This is a genomic window from Oceanobacillus jeddahensis (assembly GCF_000750635.1).
Taxonomy (GTDB): domain Bacteria; phylum Bacillota; class Bacilli; order Bacillales; family Amphibacillaceae; genus Oceanobacillus; species Oceanobacillus jeddahense.
On the sequence record NZ_CCDM010000001.1, the window covers coordinates 613,618 to 630,229 of the forward strand.

A 16,612-nucleotide genomic window follows, 5' to 3' on the forward strand; every position below is an offset into this window, starting at 1 on the left:
TTTCAACACCTATTATTATCAGACTAGATCTAATTTGACGCAGAAAACCGCTGCAACAATTTTTGCTAAGGCTGCGCTTCATCATTCTACTGAAGAACATTGCTTTAGGTGTTATTCTATACTTCGAAATGAAATTTTATAAAACTATTGCAACCGTCATACATGCAAACAAAGATAAATTCTTGTATAATATTCATGTGTGATTATGAAAACTTCATGTTTTAGTGTGTGTTCCAATAAGATTTATAAAATACTCAGTAGACAAGCGATACAGTTTCGTGTTGTTTTGTCAGACTTTTTGAACAACCTTTTAACACCTCATAATGCCTTTATTTTTTTACTACCAGAAAGGCTTATTATTTTACCACGTTTTATCACAGTATTAGGCGTCCATCATCTCCTCTTATTCAAACGAGGGGGTAATAGTTGTATGGAAGGGAAAACGGACGCTGAATATCCTGATTAACTCAGCTACGATTCAAAGAGGCGAAGAAAAATCCTCTAATATAGATGTTTCTTTTTATCAAATTGGGTTTATCTTTTTTAAATTATATTGGTTCAACCACTTTACTGCCTTTTATTCCATTCAGTAACGCTATATGTGAAGGCCATCTTTGTACATACGTTGTTGTGATGAAGAGATTGTTATTTTAACTTCCTCTTATATATGCTTTTGTAAATAATATGTTTTCCAGTATTTATTATTAGATTAGCATTTAATGGACAAAATAACCATTGTATTTGTAATGTTTGTTTCTTCATTTGTCATAATGGGTATGGGTAGTTAGTAAATAACATACTTACCTGAATAAAATATGTGCGAATTTTTTAGCATAATCACTTCATAGAGCATATTCAAAAAATCCAATGAAATGACGCGGTAGGAAAAGGGCCTCTTGCTCAGGATGGTCACGCCGTGCGGGCAACATAGAAGTCCTCACAACTTGTGAGAATTGAGTTGCCGGGATTTTTGGTGGAACGGCGCAGTCCCAAGGCGCTGCATTCCTGGCCGGCCAATCCCTGTTTATCGGACTTTTTGAATACAAACGCATAAGAAAACAATGAAATGATAGGAGGTTCTCGTTTGTCCACTTTAGTACTGGCTATTTTTATCCCATTTTTAGCTGCTGCAATTATCCCCATTTTATATAAATATTTGAAAAACATTCATGTTGGATGGTTTGTTATCTTGGTACCAACAAGTTTATTTATTTATCTTGCTTCGCTTATTCCGACTATTTCCAGTGGTGAAGCTATTGTGCAGACAATGAGTTGGATTCCAAGCTACGGAATAGATATAACAGCTTATTTGGATGGACTTAGTCTGACATTTGCTTTGTTAATTTCTGGGGTGGGAGCACTTGTTATTCTTTATTCCATTTACTATCTTTCATCCAAGGAACCAATAGGTACGTTCTATACATACCTGATGCTTTTTATGGGAGCAATGTTAGGTGTTGTTATGTCAGACAACATGCTTGTTTTATATGTTTTCTGGGAATTAACAAGTATTTCTTCCTTCTTGTTAATCGCATTCTGGTATCAGAGAAAACGTTCCAGAGAGGGTGCTAAGAAGTCGTTAATTATTACGGTTTCTGGCGGTATCTCTATGCTGGTTGGTTTTATCATGATCGGTGCGATGGCAGATACATGGAGTATACGTGAAGTAATTGATAATGTGAGTATGATTAGCGGGCATGCTTTATTTATACCAGCCATGCTGCTTGTATTACTTGGAGCTTTTACAAAATCAGCACAGTTTCCATTTCATATCTGGCTTCCAGACGCAATGGAAGCACCAACGCCGGTTAGTGCTTATCTGCACTCAGCAACGATGGTAAAGGCAGGTATTTACCTGGTAGCCCGGTTTACACCTGTCTTTGGAGGAGAAGCAGTCTGGTTCTGGGCCGTCACTGGCGTCGGGATATTTACGCTTTTCTGGGGTTCCTTTAATGCTGTCCGTCAAACTGATCTGAAAGCGTTGCTGGCTTATTCTACCATTAGCCAGCTTGGAATGATTATGAGTATGTTTGGAATGGGATCTGCAGCCCTTCATCTGGGGTTCCCAAGTGAATCGATGGTATACACAGGGGCAACCTTTGCAGCCTTATTCCATTTAGTGAACCACTCTACGTTTAAAGGTGCTTTGTTTATGATTGTCGGTGTTGTGGACCATAGTGTAGGTACTCGGGATATTCGCCGCTTAGGCGGACTAATTACACTGATGCCAGTGACCTTCACTATTGCAACAATCGGCAGTATGTCTATGGCAGGATTACCACCATTTAATGGCTTTCTAAGTAAAGAGATGTTCTTTATATCTACTTTAGATATTACAGAAGCAAGTTTCTTTGGTTTAGGAACGTGGGGAATTGCTATTCCGGTTATTGCTTGGATAGCAAGTGTTTTCACATTTGTTTATTCAACAATATTTGTTGTAAAAACATTCCTTGGCCCATATAAAGAAGAAAAATTGGAGCATCCGGCACATGAACCAAAACCGGGCATGCTTATTTCACCGATTATATTAGGTTTGCTTGTTATTACATTGTTCTTCATACCAAATGTAGTCGGCGATTATTTAATTACGCCTGCTATGAGCGGGATTTTCCCTTCTTTTGCTGCGGAAGGTGCGGATCTTAGCACCCACATTCAGGCCTGGCATGGCTTTGAGCCAGAGTTATTTATGACCATTGGTGTCGTTTTATTTGGTGTTTTATTATTTTTCACAAGAAAATACTGGTCAGGTATCTATAACCTGTTTCCGGAAAAAAGGTCGATTAATGTATTTTATGGCTTTATATTAGACCAGATTGAAGATAAATCAACGGTTATTACAAATAAATATATGACACGCTATCTGCATGATTATATGGTGTATATTTTTGCTTTCTTTATTTTGGCTGTCGGCGGCATTTTTATTTTCACAGAAGCGTACCAGGTTACACTGCCTGAAAACGCAACGATTTCCGGTTTTGAATGGCTTATTGTACTGGCTATGATTGCAACCGGGATCACAATTTTATTTGCACAGTCCAGGCTGACAGCAATTGTGTTGAATAGTATTTTAGGCTTCGGTATCGCAATTTTGTTTGTCTTGTTACGAGCTCCGGATCTGGCATTAACACAAACGGTGATTGAAGCAGTAACTACTGTTTTATTCCTGGTAGCTTATTATTTCCTGCCTGAGTTAGAAAAAGAAAATACATCCAGGAAAACAAAAAGCATTAACTTGTTTATTTCTATAGGTGTAGGTGTTGTATTCACTGTGGTAGCTTTAAGTGTTCAAGGGAGCAAGGCGTTTGATACGGTCTCTGGGTTTTTCGAGAATTCTTACGAACTTGCAGGAGGTAACAATATAGTAAATGCCATCTTAGGCGATTTCCGTGCCTTGGATACGATGTTAGAGGTAGTCGTCCTCTTAATTGCAGGGATTGGTATATACACCATGATTCGGGTGAAGGCCAAGAAGGAGAGTGATCAGATTGAAGATAAATAATGTCATCCTCCGTACAGTGGCCAAGCTGGTTTTCTTTATCATTTTGACACTTGCAATATATTTGTTTTTCGCCGGCCATAATAGCCCGGGCGGCGGATTCAGCGGCGGATTGGTTCTTGCATCTGCTCTCGTATTACTATTTATTGTTTATGATATTGAAACCATCCAAAAAGGTCTGCCCATTGATTTTAAATTGGTAGCTGCTTTTGGAGCATTTTTATCTGTGGGTACTGGATTTGGAGCGTTAGTATTTGGGGCGAACTTTTTAACACAAGCCTTTGATTATTTTGATATACCCTTTTTTGGGGAAATAGAACTGACAACGGTGACGGTTTTTGAAGCGGGCGTTGCTCTCGCCGTTGTAGGTGTTGTCGTAACAATCTTATTAAGTATTAGTGAGGATGAGTAATTATGGAAACGTTAGTAACCATCCTGGCAGGTGTATTAGTTACAGTAGCAACGTATCTCTTGCTGTCTAAAAGTTTAATTCGCGTTATTATTGGGACTGCGATCTTAACTCACGCAGCCCATTTGGTTATTATGGTACTCGCAGAACTAAAGACTGGAACAGTACCTATTGTGGGTGAAGGGAATCCGGTCGATCCGCTTCCGCAGGCATTAATTTTAACTTCTATCGTTATCGGTTTTGCGGTAACTGCGGTCTCTCTCGTTCTTGCTTATCGAACATATCAAGAGATTGGAACTGATAAATTAGATGAGTTAAGGGGGAACCCGGATGAGTAATTTAATTGTTATGCCTATGGCGCTGCCCGTCTTAATGGGGATTATCTTAATATTTTTAAGTTCATATGTGAAAGTGCAGAGAGTGCTTTCCTTACTTGTGTTCGTTGCGAACATTGGCATTAGTATATATGTGCTGCACTTGATCCAGGAAAATGGCATCTTACGGCTGGATTTTGGTGGATGGGAGCCTCCGTTTGGAATTTTATTTGTTGCGGATAGCTTTTCTATGCTGCTTGTATTGACAGCAAATATTGTTGCTGCCGTGTGTGTCATCTATTCTTTTTCTTCCGTGGAACCGTCTTTTGAAAAGAACTTTTATTATACCTTTGTGCTGCTCCTGATTGCAGGGGTAAATGGGTCTTTCCTGACAGGAGATATCTTTAACCTGTTTGTCTGCTTTGAAATCATGCTTCTTTCCTCTTACGTGTTAATCGTCCTTGGCGGGAAGAAACGACAACTTCGCGAGTCGATAAAATATGTGATTGTTAATGTTGTCTCTTCTTGGATTTTCCTTGTAGCTATTGCCTACCTGTATGGATCTGTCGGGACATTAAACTTGGCGCATATTGCAGAACGTGTTGCTGCAAATGGACAAACATCGACATTAACGGTTGTCAGTGTCGTTTTCTTAACGGTATTTGCATTAAAAGCAGGTCTGTTTTTATACTTCTGGCTGCCGGGGTCGTATTCCGTTCCAATCACTCCTGTTGCAGCTATGTTTGGAGCGTTGCTGACGAAAGTTGGAATTTACGCGATGTTCCGTATGTTTACCTTGGTTTTCTATCATGAACCACAGATTACGCATACGTTAATTGGAATTTTAGCAGGATTGACTTTAATTGGTGGCAGTATTGGAGCAGTCGCTTATAAAGATCTCAGATTAGTCGCTTCTTACAATGTAGTCATTGCAGTCGGTTTTATTTTAGTCGGTTTAGCTGTAGCAACACCATCCGCTATAGAAGGATCTATTTATTACTTGATTCATGATATTATTATAAAAGCATTATTGTTTCTACTTGTAGGTACAATGATTGCAGTAACTGGACAAACAAAAATGGATGAAATTAGCGGACTGATTAAGAACCATCCGCTGTTAGGCTGGCTATTCTTTCTGACAACATTGTCTTTAGCTGGAATACCGCCACTAAGCGGTTTTATTGGTAAAGTACTCATAGGTGAGGGAGCTGTAGAAGGTGGAGCGTATATTTTATTAGCTCTTGCATTTATTTCAAGTATTTTTGTTCTATACTCCTTGATGCGTATTTTCCTTACCAGCTTTTGGGGGGAAACAATTATTAGTAAAGACGAAGAAGCACCAGTAAAGAAAGGCTGGGTTGTTGCAACTTGTATATTAGCTCTGGGGACGATAGCTTTAGGGATAGGAGCAGAACCGATGTCTGTTTATATTCAAGATGCAGCAGAAACCTTATTAAACCCGCAAATCTATATTGATGCAGTGCTTGGAGACAACTAACCCACAATGATGCATGAATATAATAAAATTGCAATTACCGAATAAGCTTCAGAGAACCAATGTGTATCTCTGAGACAGGTTTTCTAATAAACAAGGTGGTGAAGGCACAATGCCAGCACAGTTTTTATTAAATGTTTTTATTGCTGTATTATGGACGCTGATTAATGATGAATCAGAACTTCGATTTACAACATTCGTTGCAGGTTATCTCGTTGGGGTAGGAATAGTATTTTTAATGCATCGATTTTTTGGAGAACGATTTTATCTATCACGCTTTTTTGCGTTAATAAAACTTATATTTATCTTTACAAGAGAGCTTATTATGTCTTCCAAGCTCGTTCTTGGACAAATTTTAAAACCAAAGCTTTCCATTAAGCCGGGGCTGTTTAAATATGAAACAGTCTTGCAGGGAGATTGGGAAATCACGACTTTAGCATTATTATTAACACTGACTCCCGGCTCTGTTGTTATTGAAGTGACAGATGATGGAGATGCGTTTTACATTCATGCAATGGATGTGGAAGAATCAAAAGATATTTTGTTAAAGTCAATTGATACCTTTGAAAGGGCAATTATGGAGGTGACACGCTGATGATTCAAGGAATGCTGACAGTTGCTCTGACGCTTTATGGAATATCCATTTGTATCAGTGTTTTTCGGATTATTATTGGCCCCAGTTTACCTGATCGGATTGTTGCTTTAGATATGGTTGGTGTGACACTCGTGTCTTCCATAGCTATTATATCTGTTATGCTGACGACAACAGCATTTTTAGAAGTTATTTTGATTTTAGCTATCTTGGCATTTATCAGTACGATTGCCTTCTCGAAATATATTGAGAGGGGGGTCATTATTGAATATCGACGCGACGATTGAATTTATTGCTGCTTTATTTATGCTGGCCGGATCAATTATGGCATTAATCAGTGCGATTGGAATCATTCGTCTGCCGGATGTTTTCACACGATCCCATGCAGGTACGAAAAGTTCTACGCTTGCTGTTTTATTAACCCTTGTCGGAGCATTCATTTACTTTGCGGCTAATCAGGGCTTTTATAGTGTCAGACTGCTGCTTGGAATTGCCTTTGTATTCCTCACTGCTCCGGTGGCCGGACATTTGATTGCACGTGCGGCTTATCGGGCAAATGTAAAAATGGCAGATACGACAATAGAGGATGAATTGAAAGGCGTGATGGACCAGGTAAGGGAAGAAGCAGAAAAAGAGCGTAGTGAATCGGGCGAGGTAATTATAGAAGAAGAGAAAGGGTCGGACAAAGAGCATTCGAATTAGGGTGCTCTTTGTTTATATATTTAAGAATACGGTAAAGCTAAAGACAGGTTTTTAAGAAGGCTTTACAGGGTACTTTAAAAGAGTACATAGGGGGTTAAAAAATGGTGAAACCAATCGTACAAGATAAAGGAATGGACCATACAATAGACTTTTTGAGAGAAGGTTATTTTTATTTCTCAAAACGAATGAATGCATACGATGAAGATGTTATTCAATCCCGGATATTTGGGCGGAAATTAATCATGACACGTGGCAAGGAAGCGCTGGAATTAATAAAGAACAGCACCATGCTGGAGCCTGAAAAAAGTATAACAGAGCTTTCCCCAAATTTGTTAACCGAAGAAAATGGAATATGTTATTTAGCTGATATTGATTATTATTATGAAAAAGAATGGTTTCCGCAAGTTTTGACGGCCGAACAGCGTAAAGAATTGGAGTCGATTATCAGGCAGCGTTGGGAAGAAAGAATCGAGGCATGGAAAATTAATCCGTCTATTCACTTCGTTGCAGAAATGGAAGAAATGTGGGTCATTGCTGTTTGTAACTGGCTGGGAATTCCTATTCGTGCAAATAATCTTAAGCAGCGTACTACAGATATTCAAGAGTTTGTTCAATTATTTTCAAAGTATGGATTAAATCGTTGGAAACGGCACCAGGCAAAAAAACGTATCGAGAAGTGGCTCATATTTCTCGTTCGTCAGTTGAGAGCTGGCAGGATCCATATTGATGAAGAGAAAATCCTGTATAAGCTATCTTGGTATGAAGATAAATCAGGTCACATTTTATCGAATAAAGAAGTCGTTCATGAATTATTAACACTTATCCGTTCGTTTGTCGCTTCAAGCAGATGGGTTGTTTTCAGTCAGTTAGCACTTATTGAGAATCCGGAACTAAAAGAAAGACTTCAAGATGATCAGGAATATGTTCATTGCTTTATTCATGAGGTTATTCGTTATTATTCGATCATTTCTTTTGTGGCAGCAAAGACAAAACAGCAATTTTTCTGGAGAGATATGTTTTTTCCGAAGAATCAGCTTGTTTTATTTGATATACGTGGAACGAATTATCACCCTGACGTATGGTCTGAACCTGAAGTGTTCCGGCCGGATCGATTTTTAGGCAAGCTATCTCATATAGGAACAGAGCTATCTAACGAATCTGATTCAGACAAAGATAGTGTAACGGTACAGTTAATGAAGTTAAGCTTATCGTATCTTTTAAGGACGGATTGGATCGTACCTGATCAGGCATTAAATTGCCATGGCAGTGAAGTCCCTGCAAGGCCCCAAAACGATATTCGCTTAGAATTTTATCACGAGGATTTTGTAAAGGATATTTAAAGAAAGGAGAACAATTTATTGGAAGGAATTAACATAGAGGATACTTCTGTAAATATATGAACCTCATGAAAAAGAAATAAAATCTTTTTCATGAGGTCTGAGTAAATTGTTTATTCATTCATTAATTCGCCCACAATAGAGTAGGAGTAAAGGCGTGCCTTAACATCATAAATTTGTGATGTGATCATAATTTCATCCGCATCCGTTTCTTTACGAAATGCTTCTAACCCTTTACGGACTGTTTCTTTATTACCGATAATGGTTGTTTTTGGACTTAAAGACTCTTGGACTGCTGCTTTTTCTGCTGGAGACCAGATTGTATCCATGTTCTCAACAGGTGGCTGCAGTTTAGACTCTTTTCCTCTTCGCAGATTTAGAAATTGCATCTGATGGGAGGTCGCCAAGTAAGCAGCTTCTTCATCTGTATCTGCTGCAATAACATTGACAGCAACCATTGCATACGGTTTATCGAGTGCTTCAGATGGCTGGAAACGGTCACGATAAAGATTGAGTGCAGGTACTGTATATGCAGGTGCAAAATGGCTGGCAAAAGAAAATGGTAAACCTTTTTCAGCTGCTAATCGAGCGCTGAAGTCACTGGAACCAAGTAACCAAATCGGGATATCCAAGCCTTGTCCAGGTACTGCTTTTACACGAGAAACAGGATTAGATGAAAAATAATCTTGTAATTCATTGACTTGCATTGGAAATTCTTCCGGTCCGGCATGCAGTGTGCGACGCAAAGCAAAGGCTGTCGCTTGATCGCTTCCTGGTGCACGACCTAAACCTAAGTCTATACGACCTGGATAAAGAGACTCCAATGTACCAAATTGTTCTGCAATGACTAAGCTGGCATGATTTGGCAACATGATCCCGCCTGAACCAACACGCATAGAATTGGTATGTCCAGCAATATGACCGATTAATAAAGAGGTAGCTGAGCTGGAGATTCCTTTCATATTATGATGTTCTGCAAACCAATAGCGATAGAATCCCAGTTTTTCAACGTGCTGAGCTAAACGGACACTTTCTTGGAATGCTTGGGTAGCGTCTCCTTCTTCAATAATTGGTGCAAGATCAAGAACAGATAAAGGTATATTTTGAAATTTTTTATATGAATGAGTATCCATTAAATCCCTCCTTACTTAATGCAAATGATAAAGGTTTCTTGCAGCAGCGTCCAATGTTTTAACTTGTGACTTCAAAAGAGTGTTTTATTTTGCACGATCGGAGCCATCATGAATCACTTGAAGTAGAGCCGTCATCTCTTGTGAAAACTATTTGCTAACCTGGCCGGAATCGAGTAATATAGGGAAAGTAGAAAAAATGGAAATGAGGGTATTTTGATGAGCAATTCATCTATCTACGGATTAACATATGAACAACTACAGTCGTGGTTAATGGAACATGGTGAAAAACGTTTTCGTGCTGAACAAGTATGGAATTGGTTATATAAAAAGCGGATTAATCGCTTTGAAGATATGAATAATGTCAATCAGACAACGATAGATCTTTTGAAGGAAAACTTTGTTCTCCATACAATGGGGGAGGAAATTCGCCAAGAATCAAAAGACGGTACAATCAAATTTTTATTTAAACTGGCAGATGGCAATGTTATTGAGACCGTTCTGATGCGTTTTAATTATGGATTATCTGTCTGTGTTACAACGCAGGTAGGATGTAATATTGGATGTTCTTTTTGTGCAAGTGGACTACTCCGTAAAAGCCGTGATCTAAGTAGTGGAGAAATTGTCGAGCAAATTATGAATGTACAAAAACATTTAGATGACCGTGGGGAAGAAGACCGTGTCAGTCATATTGTTGTGATGGGAATTGGAGAGCCTTTAGATAACTATAAAAACCTAATGGATTTCTTATACATTGTTAATGATGATGGCGGTTTAAACATCGGTGCCCGTCATATCACTGTTTCAACAAGCGGATTAGCGCATAAAATGTATGAATTTGCGGATGATCCAATCCAAGTGAATCTGGCTATTTCTTTACATGCTCCAAATAATGAATTACGTACACAAATTATGAAAATTAACCGTGCCTTCCCGATTGAAAAACTAATGAAGGCAGTAGATTATTATTTAGAGAAAAAGAATCGTCGCATTACGTATGAATATATCATGCTGCATGATGTCAATGATCACAAGAAGGAAGCAGTTGAACTGGCTAATTTAATTCGGAATCACCGGCATTTAGCTTATGTGAATTTGATCCCTTATAATACAGTAGACGAGCATATTGCGTATCAGCGCAGCAGCTCAGAAAATATCCAGGCTTTTTATGAAACATTAAAGGCAGAAGGCATTCAATGCGGCGTGCGCTGGGAAAATGGTGCAGATATTGACGCTGCTTGCGGGCAATTACGCAGTAAGCAAATTAAAAAGACAAAAGCGGTTTAAGATATTAAGAGAAGAGGCTTACTCAAAATTGGGTTGGCTTTTTTCTTTATATCTTTTTATATTAGAGAAAAACGGCAGATTTAATAAAATTTTGTCTGAGTTCCTCAGGTACTCAGACATAAGATTATGATATAGGGTAACAGGGGAGGAGGGAATGGCTTGAATAAACCTGTTGTAATTAGAGAAATTGAAGCAAAAGATGATAAAGCAATAGAAGCTATTATCAAGCGTTCTTTAGAAAACCATCATTTAGACCATGAGGGGACGGCCTATACAGATCCACAACTTGCAGCGCTTAGTTCCTATTATCATGATCGGCCAAAGGATAAATATTGGGTGATGGAGCTGGATGGAGAAGTAGTTGGCGGTATTGGAATAGGCATATATAATGAGAAGGAGTCTATTTGTGAGCTACAGAAGCTCTATTTAGCTTCTAGAGTTCAAGGTAAGGGTTTATCCAGGGAATTAATGAAAACAGCTCTAAACTATGCTTCTGCGCATTTTAAGCAATGTTATTTAGAAACAAGACATGAATTGGAAGCAGCAAGTTATTTGTATGAGAAATATGGATTTCAATTACTGGAAAAACCATTAAAAGGAAGCGAACATACCGCTATGGATCGTTGGTATATCAAAGATTTGTAGTAAATTAGAAAAGAATAAACACCGGCTGCTATGCGGATACAATAAAAAACTGCGAATGTAAACACTTTAGTGTAAATCCGCAGTTTTTTATTGAAGTTTGTATCTCAACTTCCTTACCTTAAAAGAGTAACTTTACTCCTGTAGAAAGAGAAATTGATTGCTCCTTTGATAACTCCTTTGACAAAGAAGAGAAGGTGAAGTGTAAAATACCGCTGCGGCGGACCGTTTTGCTTTCCTAGGGGCACGCTCTTCAGCTAACTTTTGCCAAGAAGAGCGCTTGGCAAAAGTGGATCTTCAGATGGTGCTGATCCCTCAGGAGTCAAAACGGTCCACCTCCGCTAGTTAGGTGCTCTATATGTAGAATAGCTGAACAAAAAAAAGATCAGACAGAAGAGATTTTTTGTAGTGCATGGTAAAAATGTTCAGCAATGATTTCTTTTTGTGCATAAAAGCTATTCCCGATGTTAACTATCCATGTTGTCACGATTGGTTGTTCAGGCGAAAGCTGCTTTTTCGTCAAACACATCAAAATGTTATTTCTTTTATTCGCTGTAGGATCCTGCCACAGCGGAATGGTTGGCCGGAGCGGAGCTATACACAATTACTAATTCCAAAATGGCCGGATATGTACCCAAAAGCAAGTATAGTAATGAAGAACATGACAATCCTGAAATAGCAAGATATATATACTTTTTCTTAGGTGCGAAAGTTGAGTTAGTATAAAACCGAAATGATTAGCCATTTTTATTTAGTGTGCTGTTGAATGCAATAATTTTGTTTTTACCACTATGTTTTGCTTGCAGTAACAATTCATCAGCTTGTATATACGCATTTTTCAGATCCCCTCGGTAGTCGTTGTGGGTATAATACATTCCAAATGAAGCTGTATAAGGGATGCTTACCTCTTTAGCACGGAATTCAGTGAGGACTGGAGTATCCAAAATAATCTCTTTTAAGTTATTCAAAAAAAACAAGCATTCTTCATATGTTTTATTTCTAAGAATCATCGTAAATTCCTCTCCGCCGGTACGGAATACATAATCACAAGGGGCAATGTTATCTTGTAAGAGTTTAGCAAATTGTTGAAGTACACTATCCCCAATAACATGATTAAACGTATCATTAATCGATTTAAATGAATCGATATCACCGATAATTAATGCAAGCTCTTCTTCCTTCTCATTTAACTCCTGAATCACTTTATTCATATAGGTTCGATTATGAATGTTTGTTAGAAAATCCGTATAAGCCATTTTTTTAAAGCGTTCACTCTCTTGTTTCTGCAGAAGTAATTTTGTGTGAAAAATGCCTGCCCGCCCCACAATATAACTTAGTAAAAAGATAGCAATGACAGCTTCCCATTCACCGGTAGATATAAAAGTAAAAAGAAGACCGTTAGTAAGTGTAGTTTTAAGCAAATCGAGTATACTCCGCCCGGTTATAAATTCGAATGCTTCTTTCTTAGAATGAATATTTTTAGTGATCAGCATAATGAATAATAAAAAACAAGAAGAAATAATATCCATGAAAATAATCAGGAAGAAAACCAATAACCAGAATGCAAACGGTAATTCTAAAACCATAGGATATATAAATTGAAAACAAAAGAATCCTATTGAATGGAAGAGGGTAGGGGCGCCGATATTATAAAATGTATGTAATAACTCATCCTCATCCGCTGTATTAGTGATTTTCCGATGAAAGAAAACATAAAAGCGATTAACTATTTCAAATAGAAATAGACCTAATGGTCCTGTTAGCAATACAAAGGAAAAGCTGTAAGAAATACTGTAATCGATATTCATTGTTCCGGTCTTAACGAGTGTTCTTAAATGAACAAACAGGATAGAAAAGAGTACGTACATTAATAAGATAACAATATAGTCTTTTACATCAATAAGTAGTGTACCGTAATGGATGGCTAACGCTGCAGCTATGATAAAAATCGATAGGATTACGAAGCGCAGATATAATCGGATCATAGGAAAAAACTCCTCCATGTCGAGAAATAGGAACTTGATTCTTATCGTGTAAATAATTTAGGTAAATAAGACTTAGCTTATTATACCTAATAATATGATAAACAACTACATAGCTGAGCGTTCTTATGGATGTAAAGGGATATAAATACATTTATTCTATTTTTAATAAGAAACAGTATACAAATATTAGCAAATTATAAGTCATTAATATTTATATGTTTAAAACATATTTTATAGAATATTATAATTTTTAACAACCTTTTATTTTGTACTTTTAATAGAAATAAGTGAAAAAGATTATGTCGAAAAAAGAAAAAAAATACTTTTATCACGGAGAACCGTCCGTAAAACTCTTGCCTCAAAATAAAGCGTGAAAATAAATTTATTTAGGCGGGAGATCAGGTGAGCTAACTCCCACTGTGTGAAGTTTCGTTTTATGTACACAAGTAAACTTTATTGTGTACGTTGATTACAAATTTGTTTACTTGTGTACATAAAAGTGTAAAAACTGTTTTGACAACGTTTTTGAAAGTATACAAAAACACAAACATGTAAACATTTTGCTGAAACACTTGAGAAAATACACAGATATGTTTATGCTAGAGTTATAGTTTATCGAAAAAGATAGCTATTATTAAATGGAAACGTTGATAGATTGTTATCCATTTTTTGTTTTATTATATAGAAGAAATGTAAATTCGAAGGGAGAATGAAAATGACAAAATCTAGAATTGCAGCAATTGATGTTGGAAATGACGCCTTAAAAGGAAATTTTGGGAAATTGGAAAATGAATACTACATACCGAATGTGGTAGCACCTGATTTAGAAGATAGACCAGTAATTGGAATTGAAGAATTAGATACGAAGGAAGTACTCGATAATATTCATATACGTATTCACTCTCCAGCTTTATCTGAAAATAACGTTGTATATAGAGTAGGAAACTTGGCTACAAAAACAACAAACTCCACAGAGTTAGATCCGGGAAGCAGTAAGTCAGAGGAAGATCAGACATTAGTGATGCTATTTGCTTCTTTAGCATTAGATGCTGTATCCAGTGAAGTTTTTAAAGAAAAGAATGGTGTCTACGATGCTCTTTATACACTTGGTACTGGATTACCGCTTAGAGAAGTTAAAGAAGGTAAAGATGTCGGTTATCGTTCCCGTTTGTTAGGATCTGTACACCAAGTAGAATTTTTAGTCACTCCAAAGCACCAGGGAAAGAAAATAAATATTAAATTTGATGAAGTAAAAGTATACCCGGAAGGTTTTGCTGCATATGTCAATTTAATTATGGATAATGACTTAAAAGTTATCAACAAGGAATTAATTGACAAGCAAATTTTAATTCAAGATATCGGCGGGTTATCCACAGATATTGCTGTTATTCGTAATAGAAATGTGGATGACGATAAAGCCCAAGGGTTTAATATCGGTGTTTCTGAATCGTTGGAACAAATTCGTGAAGAAATTAGGTCGAAACACGGTGTAGAGCTGGATAGTAGAAGAGATGTTGTAGATATTATTACGAGAAAAAATGATCGTAATCATATTATGGTAAAAGGAAGTCGTACGAATGTTCATGATATAACGGATCATATTCTATTGGAGCTTGCCAAGAAAGAATATCGCTATCTGCGGAATGTATGGAGTAAAAATTCACAAACAGAGATTTGCTATTTTGTCGGTGGCGGCTCAGCAGTTTTAAAAGATTACATTAAAGCGATAAACAATAAATTGGATGGCTATAATATTGAATTCTTTGAAGATGAGAGTGAAAGCATCTGGATGATGGCGAATGCGTATTATAAGCTAGTTACTGATTTTGTACAGAAGAATGAAAAGGTTGAGAAGGAAGAGAAGACTACGAAAGCGAAGTAAGGTGAGATCCTATGGGAAAGAATATCGAAAGAGGACAAACAATCACATTTCGAATTCCTTCAGATACTCCTGAATACCTCCTAAGACAACTGCAGCAATTGAAGGAAACGGAACGGAGAAATTTCTCCAGCAAAATTGCAAGCTTCGTTTTGAAGGGTGTAAATGAAATGAGTGTAATGGAGAGGGAGACGGTTACCATCCCTCTTCCAAGACAACTGACAAAGGAACAAAAAAGTTGGTTAAAGCATGAACACTCAGAAGCCTTGATTGGAACAATTCTGTATCAATTACTATCAGACCCAATGCGGGCAACGGCGTTATTAACATCTATGAACGGTAATTCGGATAGTATATTTAAAGATATAGAAGAACAAAGCGATAATAGCTCAGAACAAAAGCAAGAAAGCCCTTCAGAAAATTGGAATATGGATGATTTAAATGCAGATGATTTAATCATTCATACTTCTGAAGAAGACGATGAGGACGAAGAAGAATTAGATCCATTAGGTGACTTCTTTTCAAGTATGAATAAATAAAAAACAAAGCAGTTTCCATCTGGGGCTGCTTTGTTTTATTATAAAATAATTATTTCAACTTATATATCTTTGGGGATAATTCTGTGGAAATGTATTGAATAACTTTTTAGTTATCCACTAGCTATCCACAAGGTGGATTGTGGATAAAAAAACACCCTAAAAAATCGTTACTAAATACTTTTATTTCTATTAAATTAAGCTATAATGAGAACTTGAGTTTAATAAAAAATAACGTTAATGATTCAGTTATTTATCTTTATTATATAAGTTGATAAAGCAGAAATTCGGTTATTTCCAGGATGAAAATAGCTTCTAGTTAAAACAGACTATCTTGAATTAAAATCTTGCGTAGTTGAATAAACTATGATAGTGTTTAATACAAGATATAGCCAAAAAGGAAAATGTTTAACACTACATATTGTGTCTTGACGAGATAAATTCCTAATTGCTGAAATGGTGAAACCTACTGTGAACCTAGTGTGTTCCACCAACAGATTGTATTTAAAATGGAGTAATCTACTATATATAGTATGGATAATAGATTGCTTTTAATAATATCATTCAACAGCAAATTTACTTCGCAAGACGCTTATTATTTTGGGTAAATAAGCAGCAAAATTATTTGATGGTATGTATTTGTTAATAATATGTATAAATAATTGATTTTAATAAGATAGATAAATTGAAGTAAGAAATTACACTTTTGTTTTCTTATAAAAATGAAGAAATGATAATTGAAAACAGTAACTAGTGGAAGAAAAACACGGAAACTCCTGTGGAAAAGCGCGGAGAGAAGACCCCGCAG

Annotated in this window: 14 protein-coding genes; 12 read left to right on the forward strand and 2 right to left on the reverse strand. The window is 36.9% G+C overall.

The window, feature by feature from the left end:
* Window positions 1-1,084: 1,084 nt before the first annotated feature.
* The 8 genes from BN986_RS02835 (at window position 1,085) to BN986_RS02870 (ending at window position 8,348) form a co-directional block, all read left to right on the forward strand.
* Window positions 1,085-3,499, forward strand: coding sequence for a Na+/H+ antiporter subunit A (locus tag BN986_RS02835; protein WP_040978117.1), 2,415 nt, complete (start codon window positions 1,085-1,087; stop codon window positions 3,497-3,499).
* Window positions 3,486-3,908 carry a Na(+)/H(+) antiporter subunit B gene (locus BN986_RS02840; protein WP_040978118.1) on the forward strand — a complete coding sequence of 141 codons (423 nt, stop codon included), beginning with the start codon at window positions 3,486-3,488 and terminating at the stop codon, window positions 3,906-3,908. The genes BN986_RS02835 and BN986_RS02840 overlap by 14 nt, the downstream gene beginning before the upstream one ends.
* 2 nt (window positions 3,909-3,910) lie before the next feature.
* The gene (locus BN986_RS02845) at window positions 3,911-4,243 is read left to right on the forward strand and encodes a Na(+)/H(+) antiporter subunit C (RefSeq protein ID WP_040978120.1); all 333 of its coding nucleotides are present in this window, start codon (window positions 3,911-3,913) and stop codon (window positions 4,241-4,243) included.
* Window positions 4,236-5,717 (forward strand): Na+/H+ antiporter subunit D, encoded by a 1,482-nt coding sequence (locus tag BN986_RS02850; protein WP_040978121.1) that lies wholly within the window; start codon window positions 4,236-4,238, stop codon window positions 5,715-5,717. Before BN986_RS02845 ends, BN986_RS02850 begins: the two co-directional genes overlap by 8 nt.
* Before the next feature lie 109 nt (window positions 5,718-5,826).
* A complete protein-coding gene (locus BN986_RS02855) occupies window positions 5,827-6,309 on the forward strand; it encodes a Na+/H+ antiporter subunit E (protein WP_040978122.1) in 483 nt (160 codons plus the stop codon).
* Window positions 6,309-6,593, forward strand: coding sequence for a Na(+)/H(+) antiporter subunit F1 (locus BN986_RS02860; RefSeq protein ID WP_040978124.1), 285 nt, complete (start codon window positions 6,309-6,311; stop codon window positions 6,591-6,593). Before BN986_RS02855 ends, BN986_RS02860 begins: the two co-directional genes overlap by 1 nt.
* A complete protein-coding gene (locus tag BN986_RS02865; protein ID WP_040978125.1) occupies window positions 6,571-7,008 on the forward strand; it encodes a Na+/H+ antiporter subunit G in 438 nt (145 codons plus the stop codon). Before BN986_RS02860 ends, BN986_RS02865 begins: the two co-directional genes overlap by 23 nt.
* A 101-nt stretch (window positions 7,009-7,109) precedes the next feature.
* Window positions 7,110-8,348: a cytochrome P450 gene (locus tag BN986_RS02870; RefSeq protein ID WP_040978127.1), complete on the forward strand. Its 1,239-nt coding sequence runs from the start codon at window positions 7,110-7,112 to the stop codon at window positions 8,346-8,348.
* Window positions 8,349-8,458: 110 nt separating this feature from the next.
* Here the strand turns inward: BN986_RS02870 and BN986_RS02875 are convergent, their stop codons facing one another.
* On the reverse strand, window positions 8,459-9,478 hold the full coding sequence (locus BN986_RS02875; protein WP_040978128.1) for an LLM class flavin-dependent oxidoreductase: 1,020 nt from the start codon (window positions 9,476-9,478) through the stop codon (window positions 8,459-8,461).
* A gap of 216 nt (window positions 9,479-9,694) precedes the next feature.
* On the opposite strand from BN986_RS02875, the gene rlmN reads away from it, so the two are divergent.
* Window positions 9,695-10,762 carry a dual-specificity RNA methyltransferase RlmN gene (rlmN, locus tag BN986_RS02880; protein WP_040978130.1) on the forward strand — a complete coding sequence of 356 codons (1,068 nt, stop codon included), beginning with the start codon at window positions 9,695-9,697 and terminating at the stop codon, window positions 10,760-10,762.
* A 159-nt stretch (window positions 10,763-10,921) separates the two neighbouring features.
* Window positions 10,922-11,407 carry a GNAT family N-acetyltransferase gene (locus BN986_RS02885; RefSeq protein WP_040978131.1) on the forward strand — a complete coding sequence of 162 codons (486 nt, stop codon included), beginning with the start codon at window positions 10,922-10,924 and terminating at the stop codon, window positions 11,405-11,407.
* Between the two features lie 734 nt (window positions 11,408-12,141).
* On the opposite strand, the gene BN986_RS02895 is transcribed toward BN986_RS02885, so the two are convergent.
* The gene (locus BN986_RS02895; RefSeq protein ID WP_040978133.1) at window positions 12,142-13,389 is read right to left on the reverse strand and encodes a GGDEF domain-containing protein; all 1,248 of its coding nucleotides are present in this window, start codon (window positions 13,387-13,389) and stop codon (window positions 12,142-12,144) included.
* Between the two features lie 715 nt (window positions 13,390-14,104).
* Between BN986_RS02895 and BN986_RS02900 the strand changes: the two genes are divergently transcribed.
* Complete coding sequence (locus BN986_RS02900) at window positions 14,105-15,271, forward strand: ParM/StbA family protein (RefSeq protein ID WP_040978134.1); 1,167 nt, start codon at window positions 14,105-14,107, stop codon at window positions 15,269-15,271.
* 11 nt (window positions 15,272-15,282) lie between these two features.
* Window positions 15,283-15,807 (forward strand): hypothetical protein, encoded by a 525-nt coding sequence (locus BN986_RS02905; RefSeq protein WP_040978135.1) that lies wholly within the window; start codon window positions 15,283-15,285, stop codon window positions 15,805-15,807.
* The last annotated feature ends 805 nt before the right edge of the window (window positions 15,808-16,612 follow it).